The organism is Pseudomonas sp. H11T01 (assembly GCF_048515765.1).
GTDB lineage: Bacteria > Pseudomonadota > Gammaproteobacteria > Pseudomonadales > Pseudomonadaceae > Aquipseudomonas.
Map to the genome: position 1 here is coordinate 62647 of NZ_JBLYED010000029.1, position 16372 is coordinate 79018.

Annotated in this window: 11 protein-coding genes and 1 pseudogene; 9 read left to right on the forward strand and 3 right to left on the reverse strand. The window is 45.5% G+C overall.

All coding sequences use genetic code 11. The annotated features are described in order from the left end of the window. The first annotated feature begins 303 nt into the window (after window positions 1-303). The 3 genes from ACN1C3_RS27900 to ACN1C3_RS27910 are packed head-to-tail and all read left to right on the forward strand — an operon-like array spanning window position 304 to window position 5993. Window positions 304-1122, forward strand: a complete 819-nt coding sequence (locus ACN1C3_RS27900) for an ABC transporter permease (RefSeq protein ID WP_419118952.1) — start codon at window positions 304-306, stop codon at window positions 1120-1122. Then, on the forward strand, window positions 1112-2467 hold the full coding sequence (locus ACN1C3_RS27905; RefSeq protein ID WP_419118953.1) for an ABC transporter ATP-binding protein: 1356 nt from the start codon (window positions 1112-1114) through the stop codon (window positions 2465-2467). The genes ACN1C3_RS27900 and ACN1C3_RS27905 overlap by 11 nt, the downstream gene beginning before the upstream one ends. Then, the gene (locus ACN1C3_RS27910; protein ID WP_419118954.1) at window positions 2460-5993 is read left to right on the forward strand and encodes a glycosyltransferase; all 3534 of its coding nucleotides are present in this window, start codon (window positions 2460-2462) and stop codon (window positions 5991-5993) included. Before ACN1C3_RS27905 ends, ACN1C3_RS27910 begins: the two co-directional genes overlap by 8 nt. 418 nt (window positions 5994-6411) lie before the next feature. On the opposite strand, the gene ACN1C3_RS27915 is transcribed toward ACN1C3_RS27910, so the two are convergent. The 3 genes from ACN1C3_RS27915 to ACN1C3_RS27925 all read right to left on the reverse strand — a co-directional run bounded on the left by ACN1C3_RS27915 (window position 6412) and on the right by ACN1C3_RS27925 (window position 8194). Then, window positions 6412-7137: an acyltransferase family protein gene (locus tag ACN1C3_RS27915; RefSeq protein ID WP_419118955.1), complete on the reverse strand. Its 726-nt coding sequence runs from the start codon at window positions 7135-7137 to the stop codon at window positions 6412-6414. 237 nt (window positions 7138-7374) lie between these two features. Beyond that, window positions 7375-7776: a hypothetical protein gene (locus tag ACN1C3_RS27920; protein ID WP_419118956.1), complete on the reverse strand. Its 402-nt coding sequence runs from the start codon at window positions 7774-7776 to the stop codon at window positions 7375-7377. Between the two features lie 58 nt (window positions 7777-7834). Beyond that, entirely contained in the window at window positions 7835-8194 is a 360-nt protein-coding gene (locus ACN1C3_RS27925) for a hypothetical protein (RefSeq protein ID WP_419118957.1), read from the reverse strand. A gap of 380 nt (window positions 8195-8574) precedes the next feature. Here ACN1C3_RS27925 and ACN1C3_RS27930 point away from each other — a divergent pair, with 380 nt between their 5' ends. The 6 genes and pseudogenes from ACN1C3_RS27930 to tnpB all read left to right on the forward strand — a co-directional run bounded on the left by ACN1C3_RS27930 (window position 8575) and on the right by tnpB (window position 16164). Further along, window positions 8575-9558 (forward strand): glycosyltransferase family 2 protein, encoded by a 984-nt coding sequence (locus ACN1C3_RS27930; RefSeq protein ID WP_419118958.1) that lies wholly within the window; start codon window positions 8575-8577, stop codon window positions 9556-9558. Between the two features lie 4 nt (window positions 9559-9562). After that, window positions 9563-9916: pseudogene (locus ACN1C3_RS27935) on the forward strand (GDP-mannose 4,6-dehydratase); the annotation flags it as partial. Window positions 9917-9954: 38 nt separating this feature from the next. Further along, window positions 9955-10773, forward strand: a complete 819-nt coding sequence (locus ACN1C3_RS27940; protein ID WP_419118959.1) for an ABC transporter permease — start codon at window positions 9955-9957, stop codon at window positions 10771-10773. Between the two features lie 40 nt (window positions 10774-10813). Beyond that, window positions 10814-12196 (forward strand): ABC transporter ATP-binding protein, encoded by a 1383-nt coding sequence (locus tag ACN1C3_RS27945; RefSeq protein ID WP_419118965.1) that lies wholly within the window; start codon window positions 10814-10816, stop codon window positions 12194-12196. After that, the gene (locus ACN1C3_RS27950) at window positions 12193-15771 is read left to right on the forward strand and encodes a glycosyltransferase (RefSeq protein ID WP_419118960.1); all 3579 of its coding nucleotides are present in this window, start codon (window positions 12193-12195) and stop codon (window positions 15769-15771) included. The genes ACN1C3_RS27945 and ACN1C3_RS27950 overlap by 4 nt, the downstream gene beginning before the upstream one ends. 174 nt (window positions 15772-15945) lie before the next feature. Then, window positions 15946-16164 (forward strand): IS66 family insertion sequence element accessory protein TnpB, encoded by a 219-nt coding sequence (gene tnpB / locus ACN1C3_RS27955; protein WP_419118961.1) that lies wholly within the window; start codon window positions 15946-15948, stop codon window positions 16162-16164. Window positions 16165-16372: the final 208 nt, after the last annotated feature.

Below are 16372 nucleotides of genomic sequence, written 5' to 3' on the forward strand. Positions count from 1 at the left end.
TACGGCGACAGCGAGTTGTGAGTTTTTTATCATGAATTACAAAGTGGAGCCTTACATGTTCTGCGTGTATATGCAAAATGGGAACGAGGATGGCCCGTATGGTATTAGCGTTGTGCAAGATATCTCTTCACGTTGTATACAGGGCATATTGCGTGGGTCGAGTTCTCAAGTCAAAAAAACAAGCCCGCTGCGGAGTGAACCCATCTTGGATGTGAATTGGCCATTTCAGTGCGGACCTGTGCCTATTCTGGTTTCCAGAGACACTGCTGCTAAACGTCCGCATAGCGCAGAGGTGTTTGCTTAATGCGAAATTTTTCAGCAAGCCCACGTGAGTTGATGGCGAGTTTCTGGCGTAATCGAAACCTTATCAAGTCATTTGTTCAGCGAGATGTACTCGGCCGCTACCGCGGTTCGGTTATGGGCATACTGTGGTCATTCTTAAATCCGCTTTTTATGTTGGTAGTGTATACATTTGTATTTAGCGTCATTTTCAAGGCGCGCTGGGGGACGGGAAGTGATTCAAAAACTGAATTTGCTCTCATCCTGTTCGCCGGCTTGATGGTTTTTAGCCTGTACGCGGAGTGTATCAATCGTGCTCCAGGGTTGATTCTCGGTAATCCAAATTATGTGAAAAAAGTGGTATTTCCGCTAGAGATATTGCCTTGGGTGAATCTTGGATCTGCTCTGTTCCATGGCGCTATTAGTCTGGGTGTCTGGTTTCTGGCTTATATTATCTTCTTTGGTATTCCTCATATCACGGCTTTATACTTACCGCTCATTTTACTCCCGTTGATTTTTTTAATTATGGGGTTGAGTTGGGCGCTGGCGTCATTGGGCGTGTATCTACGCGATGTGGCGCAGTTTGTGGGGATTGTTACCAGTACGCTGATGTTTCTTTCACCGATTTTTTATCCCGTTACAGCACTGCCTGAGCGTTATCGCGGACTGCTTTATTTAAACCCAATGACCCCGGTTATAGAGCAGACTCGGGATGTTCTATTTTGGGGTAAAGCCCCGGATTTCTCCATGCTTGGTATTTATCTGATAGCAACAGCATTTATTGCATGGTTGGGTTTTGCCTGGTTCCAGAAGACGCGAAAGGGGTTTGCTGATGTCCTCTGAAATATCCATAAAAGTCGAAAATTTGAGTAAGTGCTATCAAATTTACGAACAGCCCCGCGATCGTCTCAAGCAATTCGTACTGCCGCGATTACAGAGCGCTGTCGGGCAGTCGACGAAACAATATTTTCGTGAGTTTTGGGCACTGAATAATGTTTCCTTTGAAGTAAAAAGGGGCGAGACTGTTGGCATAATTGGTCGAAACGGTAGCGGAAAGTCCACACTTTTACAGATGATTTGTGGCACGCTCGAACCAACCAGCGGGAGTATTAAGACTCAGGGACGCATTGCCGCACTATTGGAGTTGGGGTCGGGTTTCAATCCGGAGTTCAGTGGGCGCGAAAACGTCTATATGAATGCTGGCATTCTTGGATTAACCAAAAGCGAGATCGATGCACGATATGACGCAATTTTAGAGTTTGCTGAAATTGGCGCGTTTATCGATCAGCCGGTTAAGACTTACTCAAGTGGTATGTATGTACGATTGGCGTTTGCAGTGATCGCCAATGTTGATGCAGACATTTTGGTAATCGACGAAGCCCTTGCTGTCGGGGACATTTTCTTCACTCAGAAGTGCATGCGTTTTCTGGCCGAATTTAAGAAGCGTGGAACAATTTTATTTGTAACGCATGATACAAATAGCGTAATGAGCCTCTGTGAGCGGGCTGTTTGGCTTCAGACGGGAGAGCGGCAAGCGTATGGTGAGTCTAAAATAGTCTGTCAATCATACCTGGCTGAGTATTATGCTTCTGTTGATACTGGCGAGTACCTCGTATCAGAGTCGAAAGAACAAGCGCCACAATCGTTGGAAGACTATAGAGACGTTAGGCAGGACTTTATTAATTCTTCTGCTATCAGAAATGATCTGGAGATTTTTAGATTTTCTGATACAGGTGCAAAATTTGGGCTTAGTAAAGCTCGAGTGTTGGATGTGTACCTGGGTAGCGCTATGGGTGGCCCCGTATCCTGGTTTGTAGGTGGGGAGTTAGTTGAGCTTGTAGTAAAGGTTCATGCGGATATAGTACTGGATCAACCAATTGTTGGTTTTTTGGTTAAAGATAAAAATGGTCAACATCTGTTTGGTGATAATACGTACCTTACTTATGTTGATGGGGCATTTCGGGTGGATAGCGGAGTTGATTTCACCGCCCGTTTCAAATTTAGAATGCCAATGATGCCGGCGGGTGACTACACAATAGGAGTTGCGGTTGCAAATGGAACCCAGGAAAACCACGTAATTCATAGCTGGGTTCATGACGCAATAGCTTTTAAGTCCCACAGCAGTAGCGTGTCTACAGGTTTGCTTGGGATTCCTATGATTGATATCGAGTTACACACTAATGGATAAAAAATACAATTTTTCTTATGAGCCGATAAGCGTTTATGCATGCGCTGTAGATCTTGTACGAAAATTTTCCGCTCCAGGTTCTATACATATAGACCTTGGGTGTGGATACGCTGCAATCGCTCGCCAAATAGAGAGCAGTGGTATTAAGTATGTTGGTTTTGACACGAATCGTGAAAGTGTAGAAGCCTTAAAGCAAAATGACATAGAAGCTTATGAGTTAGATCTCACTCAAGAGCAGGCTGTCATTTCAACTATACGATCGCTTTGTGAGAGATTCTCAATTGTCACAATTTCGATGCTGGATGTCATAGAGCATCTTGACTACGAGTGTGGTTTGTTAAGTTGGATTAAAGAGTGTTTCTCAAGTGAGCAGAATTTTTTTCTGATACTTTCTGTTCCAAACTCCTCGCATGTCGATGTCTCCACTAAGCTCTTTGCAGGCTCTTATAATTACTTGGATACTGGTCTTCTAGATAAAACACATACTGTGGTTTATACTGAGGAAAATTTGTCTCGAGTCACCACCCGCAATGGATGGAGACAGGTTGCGTCCAATGATTATCATCTGGAGTTTAGTGAGCAATTTCAGACAAAATCATCAATTGTTCTGAATCGCGACAGTGGAATTGGTCATGACTTCCGAAAGTTAAAAGGTATTTTAGATCCCTGCTGTGATGTCTATCAGTTTGTGCGCGCATATGCACCTGACATTAGCTGCACGCAAGGCCGGAATATTGCTCGCGATGTGGTTGGCGTCTCTATTTCTCTGATATTTAAAGAGAATGTTGAGTGTCAAGAACTCACAAAGCTTATTTCGGATCTTTCAGCTATAGATGAACGACCTGAAATAGAGCTGGTTATACCTGAGAAAAGGTTAGCTGCCCTAGAGTTAAGCTGCCTTGAAGGTAGCAGTCTGAAGATTGCAAGCTATGCAGAGTCGATGCTGGGTGAATTCATCCGAACATCAATAAATACACGCTACTGGTCGTTGGTCACCCATCCAAAGGACGTATGTGTTTCCGCGCTTTGCTCTCTATTTGAAAAGTTTGACGGCTCGCGCGGTAGCCCGTTAATTGAGTTGGCAGGAAATGATTTTCCCTTTGTTGAGGGAAATCAGTTTGAGCTGTTTTTATCGTTGAATACAGAGGCTTCGTGTCGCATTGCAGTTCCGACAGACTACGTTCGCCAATTTCACGATTTGCCTTTTGTAGTTGATTCTCCGGAAGCTTGGTCAGGGTTTGTAAGACGAGCTGCGCTGGCGTGTGGTGTAAAGCGAATCAACCTTGATTTTTCCAATGGTCAAGTCCCGTCGGCCTCTCGTATGGATCAGTTTTCTGGTCTGACTTGTGTTTTGGCGGATGAGAAAATGCGATCCTATGTTCTTCGTTCAGAGGCGTGGGCGAGCGCGCTTTTAGGGGAGCTTCAAAGCCTTGCTTCAAAGAATAGCGAACTTCAAACACCAAAAGCTGCGCTTATTTCAAGGATCGATCAGCTTGAAGGTGAAGTGAATAAGCTTGAATGTCAACTAGGCGACATCATCCAGAGTAAGTCGTGGAAGCTAACTAAACCACTTCGCTTTTTTCGAAGAGCGGTTTTCAGGGGGGTGAATATCTCTCGTGCAGTAGTTCGTAAAGATAGGAGTGAACTCTTTGCTTTTGCACGCGCTATTTATTTGAAGGTGCCGGGTCTTAGGTTTGTTTGGTCTTACTATCTTTATACAAAAATGAGGTGCATGTCTTGTATTCAGGATAAAGCGTTCTCTCATAATAATAGCGCTTCTTTGAAGGCGTTATCAAATAATCGCTTCAGCGAAGAGTTTGGTTTTGTTGCCTTTAATGGTTTGAAAGACTTTCCGGAAATTGATGTTTCAGTCGTGGCTTTTAATAGCTCTCGGTGGATCAGAGCTTTCTTTGAGTCATTGATTTCACAAGATTATCCACTGTCAAAAATACACTTTAAAATAGTAGATAATGGCTCTGCGGACAATACGGTCACGTTGTTTTCCGACTGCCTGAATGTAAGTGGTCATAAATTTGCTAGTGCGGAAATTATTCAGCAAGAAAATCTTGGCTTTGGTTTGGGGCATGATCGCGCTATTCGAAAAGGTAGTTCGGAGTATTGTTTGATCGTTAACTTGGATCTTGAGTTTTTATCGGATTCAATAGTGAAAGCTGTTAATGCAGCAGTCAACGACAAAGGCGGTTCGACGGCAAGTTGGGAGTTTCGTCAAATACCGTACGAGCATCCGAAGTATTATGATCCCGTTACTCTGGAGACGAACTGGTCATCACATGCCTGTATATTACTTCGGCGTGATGCTTACCTGCGGTGTGGAGGTTATGATCATGCTATTTTTATGTATGGGGAAGATGTAGAGCTTTCCTATAGGTTGCGTTCATTTGGCTTCGCCTTGAAGTATCTTCCAAGTGCCGCGGTATTGCACCACACCTATGAGCAGGCCGGCGAGGTTAAACCGCTACAGTTTGTTGGTAGTGTTCTTGGTAATGCCTATATTCGTCTGCGTTATGGCTCTTTTACCGATCGTGTTATCGCGGTTATGTTATACGCGGCTCTCTTTGTTTATCCTTCGCCATTTGCCGGTGCGAAGAAAATGTTGCTTCGGAATATACCTAAATTGGTTAAGAGTGTTCCGCATTTCCTGAAAGGCAAAGGTCCTGTCACTGCGAAATTTCCATTTCGGGGATATGATTATGAGCTTATTAGAGATGGGGCATTTTGGCAGTCGAAGCCATTCGATACTTCGACTGAAGTACCTCTGGTTACAGTCATAACGCGCACCTATCAGGGGCGTGGCATGTTTCTTAAGCAGGCCATGCAGAGTGTCTTTAATCAAACCTATCAAAATATTGAGCTTCTTGTTGCCGAAGATGGTGGTAGCTCTCAATTGGAGTTGGTTGACTCAATATCTAAAGTTGCACCGTCTAACGTGTGTGTGCGTTTTATCGGAAATGAAAAAATAGGTCGCTCTGGTGTTGGTAATGCAGCGATGGCTGCTGCGCAAGGGCAGTACTATATGTTCTTGGATGACGACGATTTGTTGTTTTCTGATCATGTCGAAACGCTGATGCAGTGTTTGTCTTCTGATCGATCTCTTGATGCCGCTTACAGTTTAGCATTTGAAGTTACAACGCATGTTGCTGAAGATAAAAGCTCTTATGTCGAGGAGCTTTTGTTTACGCCACCAGTATTTCGCCAAGTTTGGGATTATAGTGTTATGCAGCGCCATAACTTTATCCCGATTCAGTCGATCATTTTCAAGAAGGAACTCTATCAGCGTTGGGGTGGATTTGACTTGGCGTTGGATCAACTTGAAGACTGGAATCTATGGTTGCGTTACGGGTATAACGGTAATTTTCGTTATGTTGAAAAAACAACCTCTCTGTTCCGAACACCCGCTGAGTCGAGTGTTCGTGCGGAGCGTCATGCGCTTTTGCACAACGCATACGATATGGCAGTCCAAAGCGCTAATGAGAGTATTGCCAAGGAAGTGGGTAATGAAAAGTAATTATGCAGCGAGTGGTAGCCACTCCATGAGCCTCACATTCAATTCCTCGCTCTGATCTCTAATACAGTGCTCCTGACGTCTGTCGGGAGTCTGTGCCTCACGTTTCAACTCGACTTCCGAAAACCCATCGACGGTCTGGCCGCCTTGGTCGAGTGGATCTGCAGCAGTTGCTGCGAGGTTATGGGCATACTTTTCTCCATGCGTAAAAAGTCCGCACTTGGCGGGCTGTTCATCAGTAACCGTTATACTTATTTTATTTTATGTCGAGAAAAAACCAGCTTATAGAGCGTCGAAACTTTTCAATAGGCACTTCAACAACATAATAGATAGCAGCACCACAACAAACTGCAGACGCACCGGCAACCATCATCCACAACAAACTATTCTGATGGGCTTCAGAAATTCTAACAACAAACAATCAGTGAACAAGGTAAATCGAGAAACTCCACTCCCTAAGCCTTTTCAGAGGCGGGCTTGTTAATAACAAGCCAATAATTCCTTTTGCATCAATAGAAAACAAGAGAAATATAGACAATATAAAACTTAGAAAAACAAATTTATTTTGGAGCCAATTATCCAGTGGCGCTCCAAAAAAATAGTTTCTGCCCCAAGGCATCATAAGCACTATTGCGGCAACGCAGACTACTGTAACGACTGTAGACGTTTTCGATGTAACTATTTTTCTTGAGAAATCCTGAAAGACTGCCGCACAACAACCGAACATGAAGCTTGGCAGATACCAATACGTATTTATGCTATTTTCCGGGGTTTCCCAATAAGGCGCTGCAACCTGATGAACTATCAAAGCCAGTGCCGAAGCTGGTAGCACAAACCCTGCACCATACAGTCTAAGGGTAAATAGTAACGACCAGGCAAAAAATGGTAATACAAAATAAAACTTGAACTCAACAGGAATAGTCCACAGATGTGCATAGCCAGACTGAAATAGCAAGGCGCTCTTCAAGTCATGCGCTGTATCGACGCCAGCAGTTCCTAGTAAAAAATATAATAGAACCACTAGGGAAAAGAGCGGAACTATACGTAACACCCTCCCGACAAAATACGACATAACAGATGCAAAACTAAATCCTGAGTGCATAAATTTATTGGTAAGCAAAAATGCACTCAGCACAAAAAAAGCCATACACCTAACTTCCCAGCCCCGTTAAGATACGGAATAAAATCTCTGAAGAAATGCTGTACCGAATGAATAACAACAACCGTCAAACAAGCCAGCCCACGTATCCCAGCAGCACCAAGTAGCTTTTCAGATCTATCGCGCACGAGCCCTTCACGCCAAGAAATTTGTCGGCGCAGAGGATCGGTTTTTTATCGATATTTTGCAATGTCAATTTTTTAAGCCATTACGCCACCAATCTCCTCAAGCATTCGGCACTTTGTATAAATGACGTTCACGCAGCCTGAATGATTTATTGATTTGTTCATCCGTCTTGCGGTATGCACACACGCGTACCGCAATATCCCCTTTCGAACCTTGCATCACCGCTGGCCATTCGCCCGTTTGCCCTGGCTGCAAGGTGCGTAACTGCGCCAACGGCTCAAAGGGCGACCCTTGTTCATCCCGCAGCGGCAGACTGCTCAGATTCATCCGCACCAGAATGTCGCCGCCTCCATCGAGTACATGATTGACCCCACGTCGATTGGCGAAACCCCGATCCGCGATGAACACATCACCTTGTTGCACCGCAAATTGCGCCAGCGATTCGCCTGTTTTGGTCGATGTCACTTGCACTTCGCAGCAACGCAGCGTGCTGATGTCCATCGTGTAATGCAGTCGCCATGTCGATGTGATCGCGCCGGGCTCTGCCACGACACTGCCATCAGCAGCAAGTAATCGTCGCCCTTGCAGCGCCGGACATTCCATTGCCACGATGGGGGGGCTGTATCAACTGTTCCGTGATCCAACCCAGCCATGCGCCGGAGTTATTGACCCTTTTGAGCAAGCCAACGTCCGATAGCTCCACCCAGTCCCCGGCGCGGGCTCGCTCTGCCGTTTCGACCATGGAGCAATCAGCGCTCAGATACATCAATAACGTGCGCAATAAACTCTCCGGACCACTGAATCGGCGACCAAACTTCAGCGCCCCCAGCTCTTTTGCCTTGGCTTCCCATCCCGACGGCAATAGCGCCAACAGCTTCGGCCAGTCCTCATCCAGTTTTTGTGCTGCATCTACTGTCACGGCTGATTGCTTCCTTTGGCGAATCCAGTCTCAAGAATATCTTTTGACGTTTGGTTAACGCATATGGGCCCTGCCCCCCACCACTTCAATTCGGCTTGACATATTGCGTACGCCAGGCCATGAGCTAGGCCGAGAGGCCAGGGTGCGGCTGGGGGGGCTGAGTCAGGGTCTCGTATTTTGGTGTGATCAGCATGGCTGCATCATTTAGGGGGATGGGCTGATATTGGATTTCAATTCGTCGCAGGAGCGGCTGGGTTGGCGGGGTGGCTATATAATGTTGGGACAATGTTATAAAGTGTGCGCTGCTCTGCGCTAACCGATGCTGTTGAACTTATTAACAAAAAGCAATCATTGCTCTTGTGGGTCTCGAGTGATAGGGAATGGATTTCGTGTGTATTTTTGGCTCTGATTCTCCTCTAGGTACCGAAAGGAGCGATTGCCATACTGCAACAGTCGCAATACTGATGTGTACCTACAATGGTGGATCGTTCCTGGCTGAACAGTTGGCGTCATTTCAGCGGCAAATCCATCGCAACTGGACGGTCTATGCCTCAGACGATGGCTCGCAAGACGAGACCTTGGACCTTCTGCAGGCGTCAAGTACTCAGTGGGGGCTAGGGCGTCTCCAGATCGTTGAGGGGCCTCGGCGAGGCTTTGTTGCCAACTTCCTCTCGTTGACCTGCCGTGCAGACATAAGCGCAGACTTTTATGCGTGGGCCGATCAGGACGATGTCTGGAAGGAGGGTAAGCTCCAGAAGGCGCTAGCCTGGTTAACGACTGTCCCCAGGCACATCCCCGCGCTTTACTGTGGTCGCACCGAGCTGATTGGTGAGTCAGGCGTACCCTTTGGGTATTCGCCCAAGTTCAGTCTTGCCCCGCATTTTTCCAATGCATTGGTTCAAAATATTGGTGGTGGTAACACCATGGTGTTTAACCAGGCGGCGCGTGAGCTCCTGCAAGAGGCGGGGGATAACCTGGTCGTCCCTTCTCACGATTGGTGGGCATACCTGCTTGTCTCTGGCGCTGGGGGGATTGTCCATTACGATCCCATACCCACGGTGCTATACCGCCAGCACGACGAAAACCTGGTCGGCACCAACTCCAGTTGGTTCGCACGAGTCAAACGTGTACGCATGACCTTTCAAGGGCGCTTTTACGAGTGGACTACTCAGAACATCCATGCGCTTGAAACAATGCGCCATCGCTTGAGCCAAGAGCATCAAGCGAAGCTCGCCCAATTCAAGGCTGCGCGTGGGCAAAAATTTCTTCTAAGAATCTTGGGTTTCCAGCGGGCTGGTTTATACCGGCAGACCTTGTTTGGAAATCTGGGACTGATCCTCGCAACTTTACTGAAAAAGATCTAAATCAATGACCATCTTAGTAACCAGCGGCGCGGGCTTTATCGGGGCGAACTTTGTACTGGATTGGCTGGCGCAGTCGGATGAGTCAGTGATCAACCGGGACAAGCTGACCTACGCAAGCAACCTTGATAACCTCAGCAGCCTGGCGGGCGATGCGCGGCATGTTTTCGTGCATGGCGATATTGGCGACGGCGCCCTGATCGGGCGTTTGCTGGCTGAGCATCAGCCTCGCGCCATTCTGAATTTTGTCGCCGAGTCTCATGTCGACCGCTCCATCCATGGACCGAAAGACTTTGTCGAGACCAATATTGTTGGCACCTTCCGCTTGCTGGAGGCGGTACGAGCCTACTGGAAGAGCCTTGCATCCACTTTACTTGCCCAGTCCGAGGTTTTGGCTTAATGCAACACTTTTCCGCCTCACCCATAGAAATGGTTGCAAGCCTTTGGCGTAACCGCGCCCTTATCATAGCGCTTACCAAACGAGAAATTCTTGGGCGTTATCGTGGCTCTAGTCTTGGTATACTTTGGTCGTTCTTCAATCCACTACTGATGTTGGCGGTTTATACTTTCGTGTTTAGCGTGGTATTTAATGCCCGCTGGAGTTCAGGTAGCGAATCAAAAACAGAGTTTGCCTTGGCTTTGTTTGCCGGTCTAACGGTGTTTGGCCTGTTTTCCGAGTGTGTCGGACGCGCTCCGGGCTTGATTCTATCTAATGTTAACTATGTTAAAAAAGTTGTATTTCCATTGGAGATACTCCCTTGGGTTTCAATGGGGGCTGCATTGTTTCATGCTTTTATCAGTCTCGTTGTATGGTTGATATTTTATGGGATTTTTTTTGGTGTCCCTCATTTAAGTGTGCTGTTGTTGCCTTTTGTGATTTTGCCGCTGCTATTTTTTTCAATGGGGATATCGTGGGTGTTTTCTTCATTAGGTGTGTACTTACGTGATATTTCGCAGATCATTGGCGTAGCAATCACTATGCTGATGTTTCTATCTGGCATATTTTATTCAGTGTCGTCACTCCCTGTTGAGTATCAAGAATTGTTGAAAATAAATCCTCTTGTACCCATTATTGAGCAGGCGAGGGATGTATTGATTTGGGGGAAAAAACCGGATTATTTGCTGCTATTCAGTTATCTGGGTGGTTCTCTCGTTTCCGCTTGGCTTGGCTTCGTCTGGTTTCAGAAAACACGTAAAGGATTTGCTGATGTCCTCTGAAGAAAAAGGGATTGTTACTGATATTTCTGAGGAGGTTTCAATGCCGGCTGCCTATGTAAGTGCGAGCAGTGATATTGCGATTCGTGTCAAAAATTTGAGTAAGTGCTTTCAGATTTATGAAAAGCCAAGTGATCGGTTGCTGCAGATGCTCGCGCGTGGTTTCAAGCAGTTCTATCGAGAATTTTGGGCTTTGAAAGATATTTCGTTCGAGGTCAAGAAAGGTGAAACCGTCGGTATCGTTGGCCGTAATGGCAGTGGCAAATCAACTCTTCTGCAGCTGATTTGTGGCACGCTTAACCCAAGTTCGGGTGATGTTGAGGTGAAAGGTCGAATTGCGGCGTTACTTGAACTTGGCTCAGGTTTCAATCCCGAGTTTACAGGGAGAGAAAACGTCTATATGAACGCTGCAGTGCTCGGTCTCAAAAAACATGAGGTTGATGCGCGTTACGCCGAAATTGAGTCATTTGCAGATATAGGCCAGTTTATTGATCAGCCAGTAAAAACTTACTCCAGTGGTATGACAGTACGCCTCGCTTTCGCCGTAGCCATTAATGCTGACCCAGAGATACTGATTATCGATGAGGCGCTTTCGGTCGGTGATGAATTATTTCAGAGAAAGTGCTTTTCAAGAATCGAGGCTATTAAGAAGAATGGCACAACCATTCTTTTCGTTTCTCACTCAGGGGCGGCAGTAGTAGGTTTATGCGATAGAGCTATACTGATTGATAGTGGAGAGGCGTTGGCGTCTGGTCCACCCAAAAAAATCATCGGTAAGTATCAAAGACTTCTGTATGCCCCTAGTGACAAGAGAGCCAGTATTCGCGATGAGATTAGACTCCCGCATGAGGAGTCATTGTCCGTAAGTACTATTGGGGCAGCCTTGAGGGAAGATAATCGCAGCGAAGTTACGGCTTTTTTTGATCCGAATTTAAATCCTAAAAGTACGTTGGTTTATGAGTCTCTTGGTGCTCTGATTGAAATACCTGTGATTCATAATTTTGAAGGGAAACAGGTTAACTGCCTGAAGCGTGGCGAGACGTATCGATATTGCTATAAAGTACGGTTTGAGCAAGCTGCAACAAATGTACGCTTTGGTATGTTGATTAAAACAACACAAGGTTTTGAGTTGGGTGGTGGCGTGTCAGCACATAATATACAAGATGCCATTCCGTTTGTTGAGGTAGGTGCTGAATATGAGGTCGCTTTTAGTTTTATATGCGCGCTTAATCCGGCAATGTATTTCCTGAACGCTGGTGTCGTTGGGATAGTGGGTACAGAAGAGACCTATCTGCATCGTGTATTGGATGCTTGTATGTTTCGTGTTTTGCCTGACGAGATAAGTTTGTCGACTGGGGTTGTAGACTTTCGGTGCGAATCAAGCTTCTCAACTGTTATGTGTGGCCAGGGCAAGGTTTTGGTATGAAAACTCAAAAGCATATAGTAGTTGTGCTGGGAATGCATCGCAGTGGTACTAGTGCAATAACACGCGCACTAAAGGTTATGGGGGTTGAACTGGGGGCGAATTTGCTGCCTCCTATGCCTGGCGTGAACGAAAAAGGCTTCTGGGAGGACGCGGATATTAATGCGTTGAATATAGAGCTTCTTGGAATTTTAGGGCATGACTGGCATACGCTATCGCCTATATTTTCGGAAGAGCTAGAGTCTTCGTCTCTCGGTGATATTAAATTAAAGGCAATTGACTTACTGCGTAAAAAACTGACTTCAACGCAGTGCTTTGGCATGAAAGATCCTCGAATGGCCAGGTTGCTACCATTCTGGCAATCAGTTTTTTCTCATGTTAATGCTAGTACAAGCTATGTGATCTCCTGTCGGAATCCGATGAGTGTTGCTCGGTCCTTGAGTGCACGAGATGGATTTGCCCTTGAGAAGGGCTATCTTCTTTGGCAAGAGCATATGCTCAACAGTTTGATATGGACGGAAAATTGCCCTCGCCTTGTAGTGGACTATGACCGCTTCTTAGATGATCCGGCTAAGCAAATGAGCAGGATCTCGCAGTGCCTGAATTTTTCTTTTGACTCAAAAAGCGCAGATTTCTTGGAGTTTGAAGTTGGATTTTTGGAGAAAGATCTTCGTCACACACAATTCCTTGAAGAAGATTTACCTCTAGATCGTTTAGTGCCAGCTTCGGTAGTTGAGCTGTACGGCGTATTATTAGCGCTTGCAAAAGATCAAGTGTCTCCTGAAGATGCTGCGGTCAAGAACTCTTTGAGTGCGCTAAATAAACAGCTTCGTGATGCTCGCGTGCTTTTAGAATATACGCGAAAGAAAGAAGATGCTGTTGTGGAATTATCCGTCGCAGGGCGCGAGAAGGATGGTCTACTTGCTCATTTAAATCAGATTGTTGCTGATCACAATAAGGTGCTTGCCACATTCAACGATGGGATTGTAGAACGAGACGAGCAGGTTGTTGGTCTGAAGCAAGTTTTGTGTGACCGCGACGAGCGATTGGCTTATATATATAAAATTTTGGCCGCGAACGATGAAGAAACACATGCCCTTAAGTCTTCTGTTGAAGAGTTTAAAAGTAAAACTGAAGAGTTAGCTCAAACCGTATTGGAAAAAAACATTTCAAGCGAAAGGCTGTATCAAACTCTCGATGCTCGTAATGTTCAAATGTCCGCTCTTGAAAATAGTCTTGCGGATCTCCGTCAGGAGGCTTTTCAGAAAGACTCTGAACTGAAGTCGATGGAAGCTGATGCGTTAGCTAAGCGGAAAAAGTTATTGGAAATAGATGTAGAATTAATGAAGGTTTATAGTAGTCGCTCGTGGCGGTTGACTAGGCCGCTTAGGTTTTTGAGACGCGTATTAGATGTAAAAAATGGTTATATTAAGGTCGTAGGACGAGTCAGGTCCATCGGATTGCTAGCCAGAAAAACAAAAGCTGGATATATAATCAAGGGCATTAAGTTATTGGGCAGGTTGGAGTTGCGCAGCTTGCGAGCAAAAATGCGAGCGGTGGCGCATCGAGAAAAAAAATATGCAGCGAGAGATGGTGTAAGTGCGTATGAGGTTAAAGACCGTATACCACTTCAAGTGGAGATAGTTTACCCGGTAGATATCATTGTCCCGATTTACAATGGTTACGAATATCTCGAGCCATTATTTGATAGTATTTTAGCAGGAACTAATTCACCATATAGGGTTATTTTGGTGAATGATGCTAGTCCCGACGAAAGAGTGTCGGGGTTAGTTGAGGAGTATCAAGCCAAGTTTCCTTCTTGTTTGTTGTTGTCAAACGAGGAGAATTTAGGGTTTCCCCAAACGGTCAACAAGGCAGTCGCTTATACCTCCGGTGATTTTGTGTTGTTGAATACAGATACAGAAGTCCCTAATGGCTGGTTAGAGCGGCTGATGGCTCCGTTGTTAAATGACAGGAATATTGCGAGTGCAACACCATTCACGAACTCGGGCACAATTTGCAGTTTTCCAGAGTTTTGTGCTGATAACCCAATATTTATGGGGCTTCCTGTTGAAGAGGTAGATAGAGAGTTTGAGAGAGTTTCGCCAATTGCGCCATTAATTAAAATACCAACAGGCGTTGGGTTCTGCATGGCGTTTAATGGTGATATTGTAAGATCTATCGGGATGTTTGATTCCGTCGCCTATGGGCGAGGTTATGCCGAAGAAAATGATTGGTGTATGCGAGCATCTGTTGCAGGTCACACTCATGTCCTGGTCACTAATTTGTTTGTCTATCACAAACATGGCGGATCATTTTCATCCATTGAAAAGAAAAAGCTCATCGATAAGAATTTGGCAACTCTACAGTTGCGATATCCGGACTACAACTATTTAGTGCATCAGCATATATCTGCGGACCCGGCTAGTTGGGTAAGGGATATTGTCGCTTTCAACATTATGACAAGGTCTCTTGGCGCAAAAGCGTTGTTGATTATTGATCACAATATTGGTGGTGGGGCTAATCAATATAGTGAGAAGTTAAAGGACAGCTACCTGAGTAATCGGCTGCCAGTAATTTTCTTTTGTGATGATGCTACTACGGGCGAAATGTTTTTGCGCCTGACGTTTGGTGATTTTGATAAGAAAATATTTTTTGGTGGCTTGCAAGAAATAAAATCTGCTCTTTTGTTGTTGGATATTGGCGAGGGTTTTTATAATGAGGCAGTCTCCCATAAAGAGCCAGAAAAGTCGTTACGGTTGTTTCTAGATGTATTAAAAGAAAAAAAATCAACGCTGCAAGTCGCCATGCATGACTTCTATCCGATATGCCCGTCGTATACGCTGATTAATGATCGTGGGGTTTATTGTGGCGTGCCTGAAGATATTGATGTGTGCAAAAAATGTATAGCCAATAATAATGCGGACTTTCTTCATGAAGGGGTGGATATAATAGTCTGGCGATCATTTTGGCTTGAATTGTTCTCTTATTGTTCCGGTATTGTTTGTTTTTCAGAAAATACTAGAAGTATTTTATTAAAGGCATATTCCGATTTTGATGATAAGATTTCTGTGGTACCACATGAAATTAATGTCGAGTTTTCAGCTAAGCCATTCATTGATTTCAGCAAGAGGCTGCATGTCGGGGTGGTGGGTGGCATTAACTATCAGAAAGGCTTGAAGGTAGTCACCGATATTGCAAGATTTATTCGTAAGAATAATCTTGATGTTATGATTACGGTGGTAGGGGTCGTTGATTCAGTGACGCCTATAGAAGGACTTAATGTCACTGGCTCATATGAGCATTCAGAGCTTCCGGCTATTTTTGAAAAAAACAATATTAACGTTGCACTGTTTCCTTCCGTTTGGCCCGAAACTTTTTCCTACGTGACAGCAGAACTTATGCAGCTTGATATTCCCTTGGCTTGTTTTAATCTGGGGGCGCCCGCTGAACGGGTTAGGCAGTACGATCGTGGACTTGTATTAGAGAGCATGGACCCTGAAGATGTAGTTGATGAGCTGTCAAAGTTTTATTCTAAAATAAAAAATGAGACGTCAGTTCTTACGTATAATTGCTGAATCCGGTTTTATTGTATTTTTGAGCTCGGGAGGGATAGGGTGTTTAATACCGTTTATATACGTTCGGGTCTGCCAAAGACTGGATCGTCAGTGAGCGTGCCATAAACCCCACATTCAGCCCCGCAATTTGATGCCTGATGCTGTGCTCCCGATCTCTTTCAGGAGCCAGCATCCATGATGCGACTCGACGCCAAAGTCGAAAAAGTCTACCTCTACCCCAAACCCGTGGACTTCCGAAAGTCTATCGACGGCCTGTCCGCCCTCGTCGAATTGGATATCAAAGTGGCGGTGTTCGACCCCGTGCTTTTCGTTTTTCTCAACAAGCCCCGCAACCGAGTGAAGATTTTGTATTGTAAGCGCTCCATGAACCCCACATTCAAAGCCGCCACCTGATCCCCGATGCTGTGCTCCCGATTCTTTTCCGGAGCCCGCACCTCATGATGCGTCCCGACGCCAAAGTCGAAAAAGTCTATCGTAAGCGCTCCATGAACCCCACATTCAAAGCCGCCACCTGATCCCCGATGCTGTGCTCCCGATTCTTTTCCGGAGCCCGCACCTCATGATGCGTCCCGACGCCAAAGTCGAAAAAGTCTATCTCTAC

Excerpts from the sequence above, each read along its gene's own strand:
- ACN1C3_RS27900 (WP_419118952.1), top strand. The coding sequence starts at position 304 with ATGCGAAATTTTTCAGCAAGCCCACGTGAGTTGATGGCGAGTTTCTGG.
- ACN1C3_RS27915 (WP_419118955.1), bottom strand. The coding sequence starts at position 7,137 with ATGGCTTTTTTTGTGCTGAGTGCATTTTTGCTTACCAATAAATTTATG.
- ACN1C3_RS27950 (WP_419118960.1), top strand. The coding sequence starts at position 12,193 with ATGAAAACTCAAAAGCATATAGTAGTTGTGCTGGGAATGCATCGCAGT.
- tnpB (WP_419118961.1), top strand. The coding sequence starts at position 15,946 with ATGATGCGACTCGACGCCAAAGTCGAAAAAGTCTACCTCTACCCCAAA.
- ACN1C3_RS27940 (WP_419118959.1), top strand. The coding sequence starts at position 9,955 with ATGCAACACTTTTCCGCCTCACCCATAGAAATGGTTGCAAGCCTTTGG.
- ACN1C3_RS27910 (WP_419118954.1), top strand. The coding sequence starts at position 2,460 with ATGGATAAAAAATACAATTTTTCTTATGAGCCGATAAGCGTTTATGCA.
- ACN1C3_RS27920 (WP_419118956.1), bottom strand. The coding sequence starts at position 7,776 with ATGGACATCAGCACGCTGCGTTGCTGCGAAGTGCAAGTGACATCGACC.
- ACN1C3_RS27930 (WP_419118958.1), top strand. The coding sequence starts at position 8,575 with ATGGATTTCGTGTGTATTTTTGGCTCTGATTCTCCTCTAGGTACCGAA.
- ACN1C3_RS27945 (WP_419118965.1), top strand. The coding sequence starts at position 10,814 with ATGCCGGCTGCCTATGTAAGTGCGAGCAGTGATATTGCGATTCGTGTC.
- ACN1C3_RS27905 (WP_419118953.1), top strand. The coding sequence starts at position 1,112 with ATGTCCTCTGAAATATCCATAAAAGTCGAAAATTTGAGTAAGTGCTAT.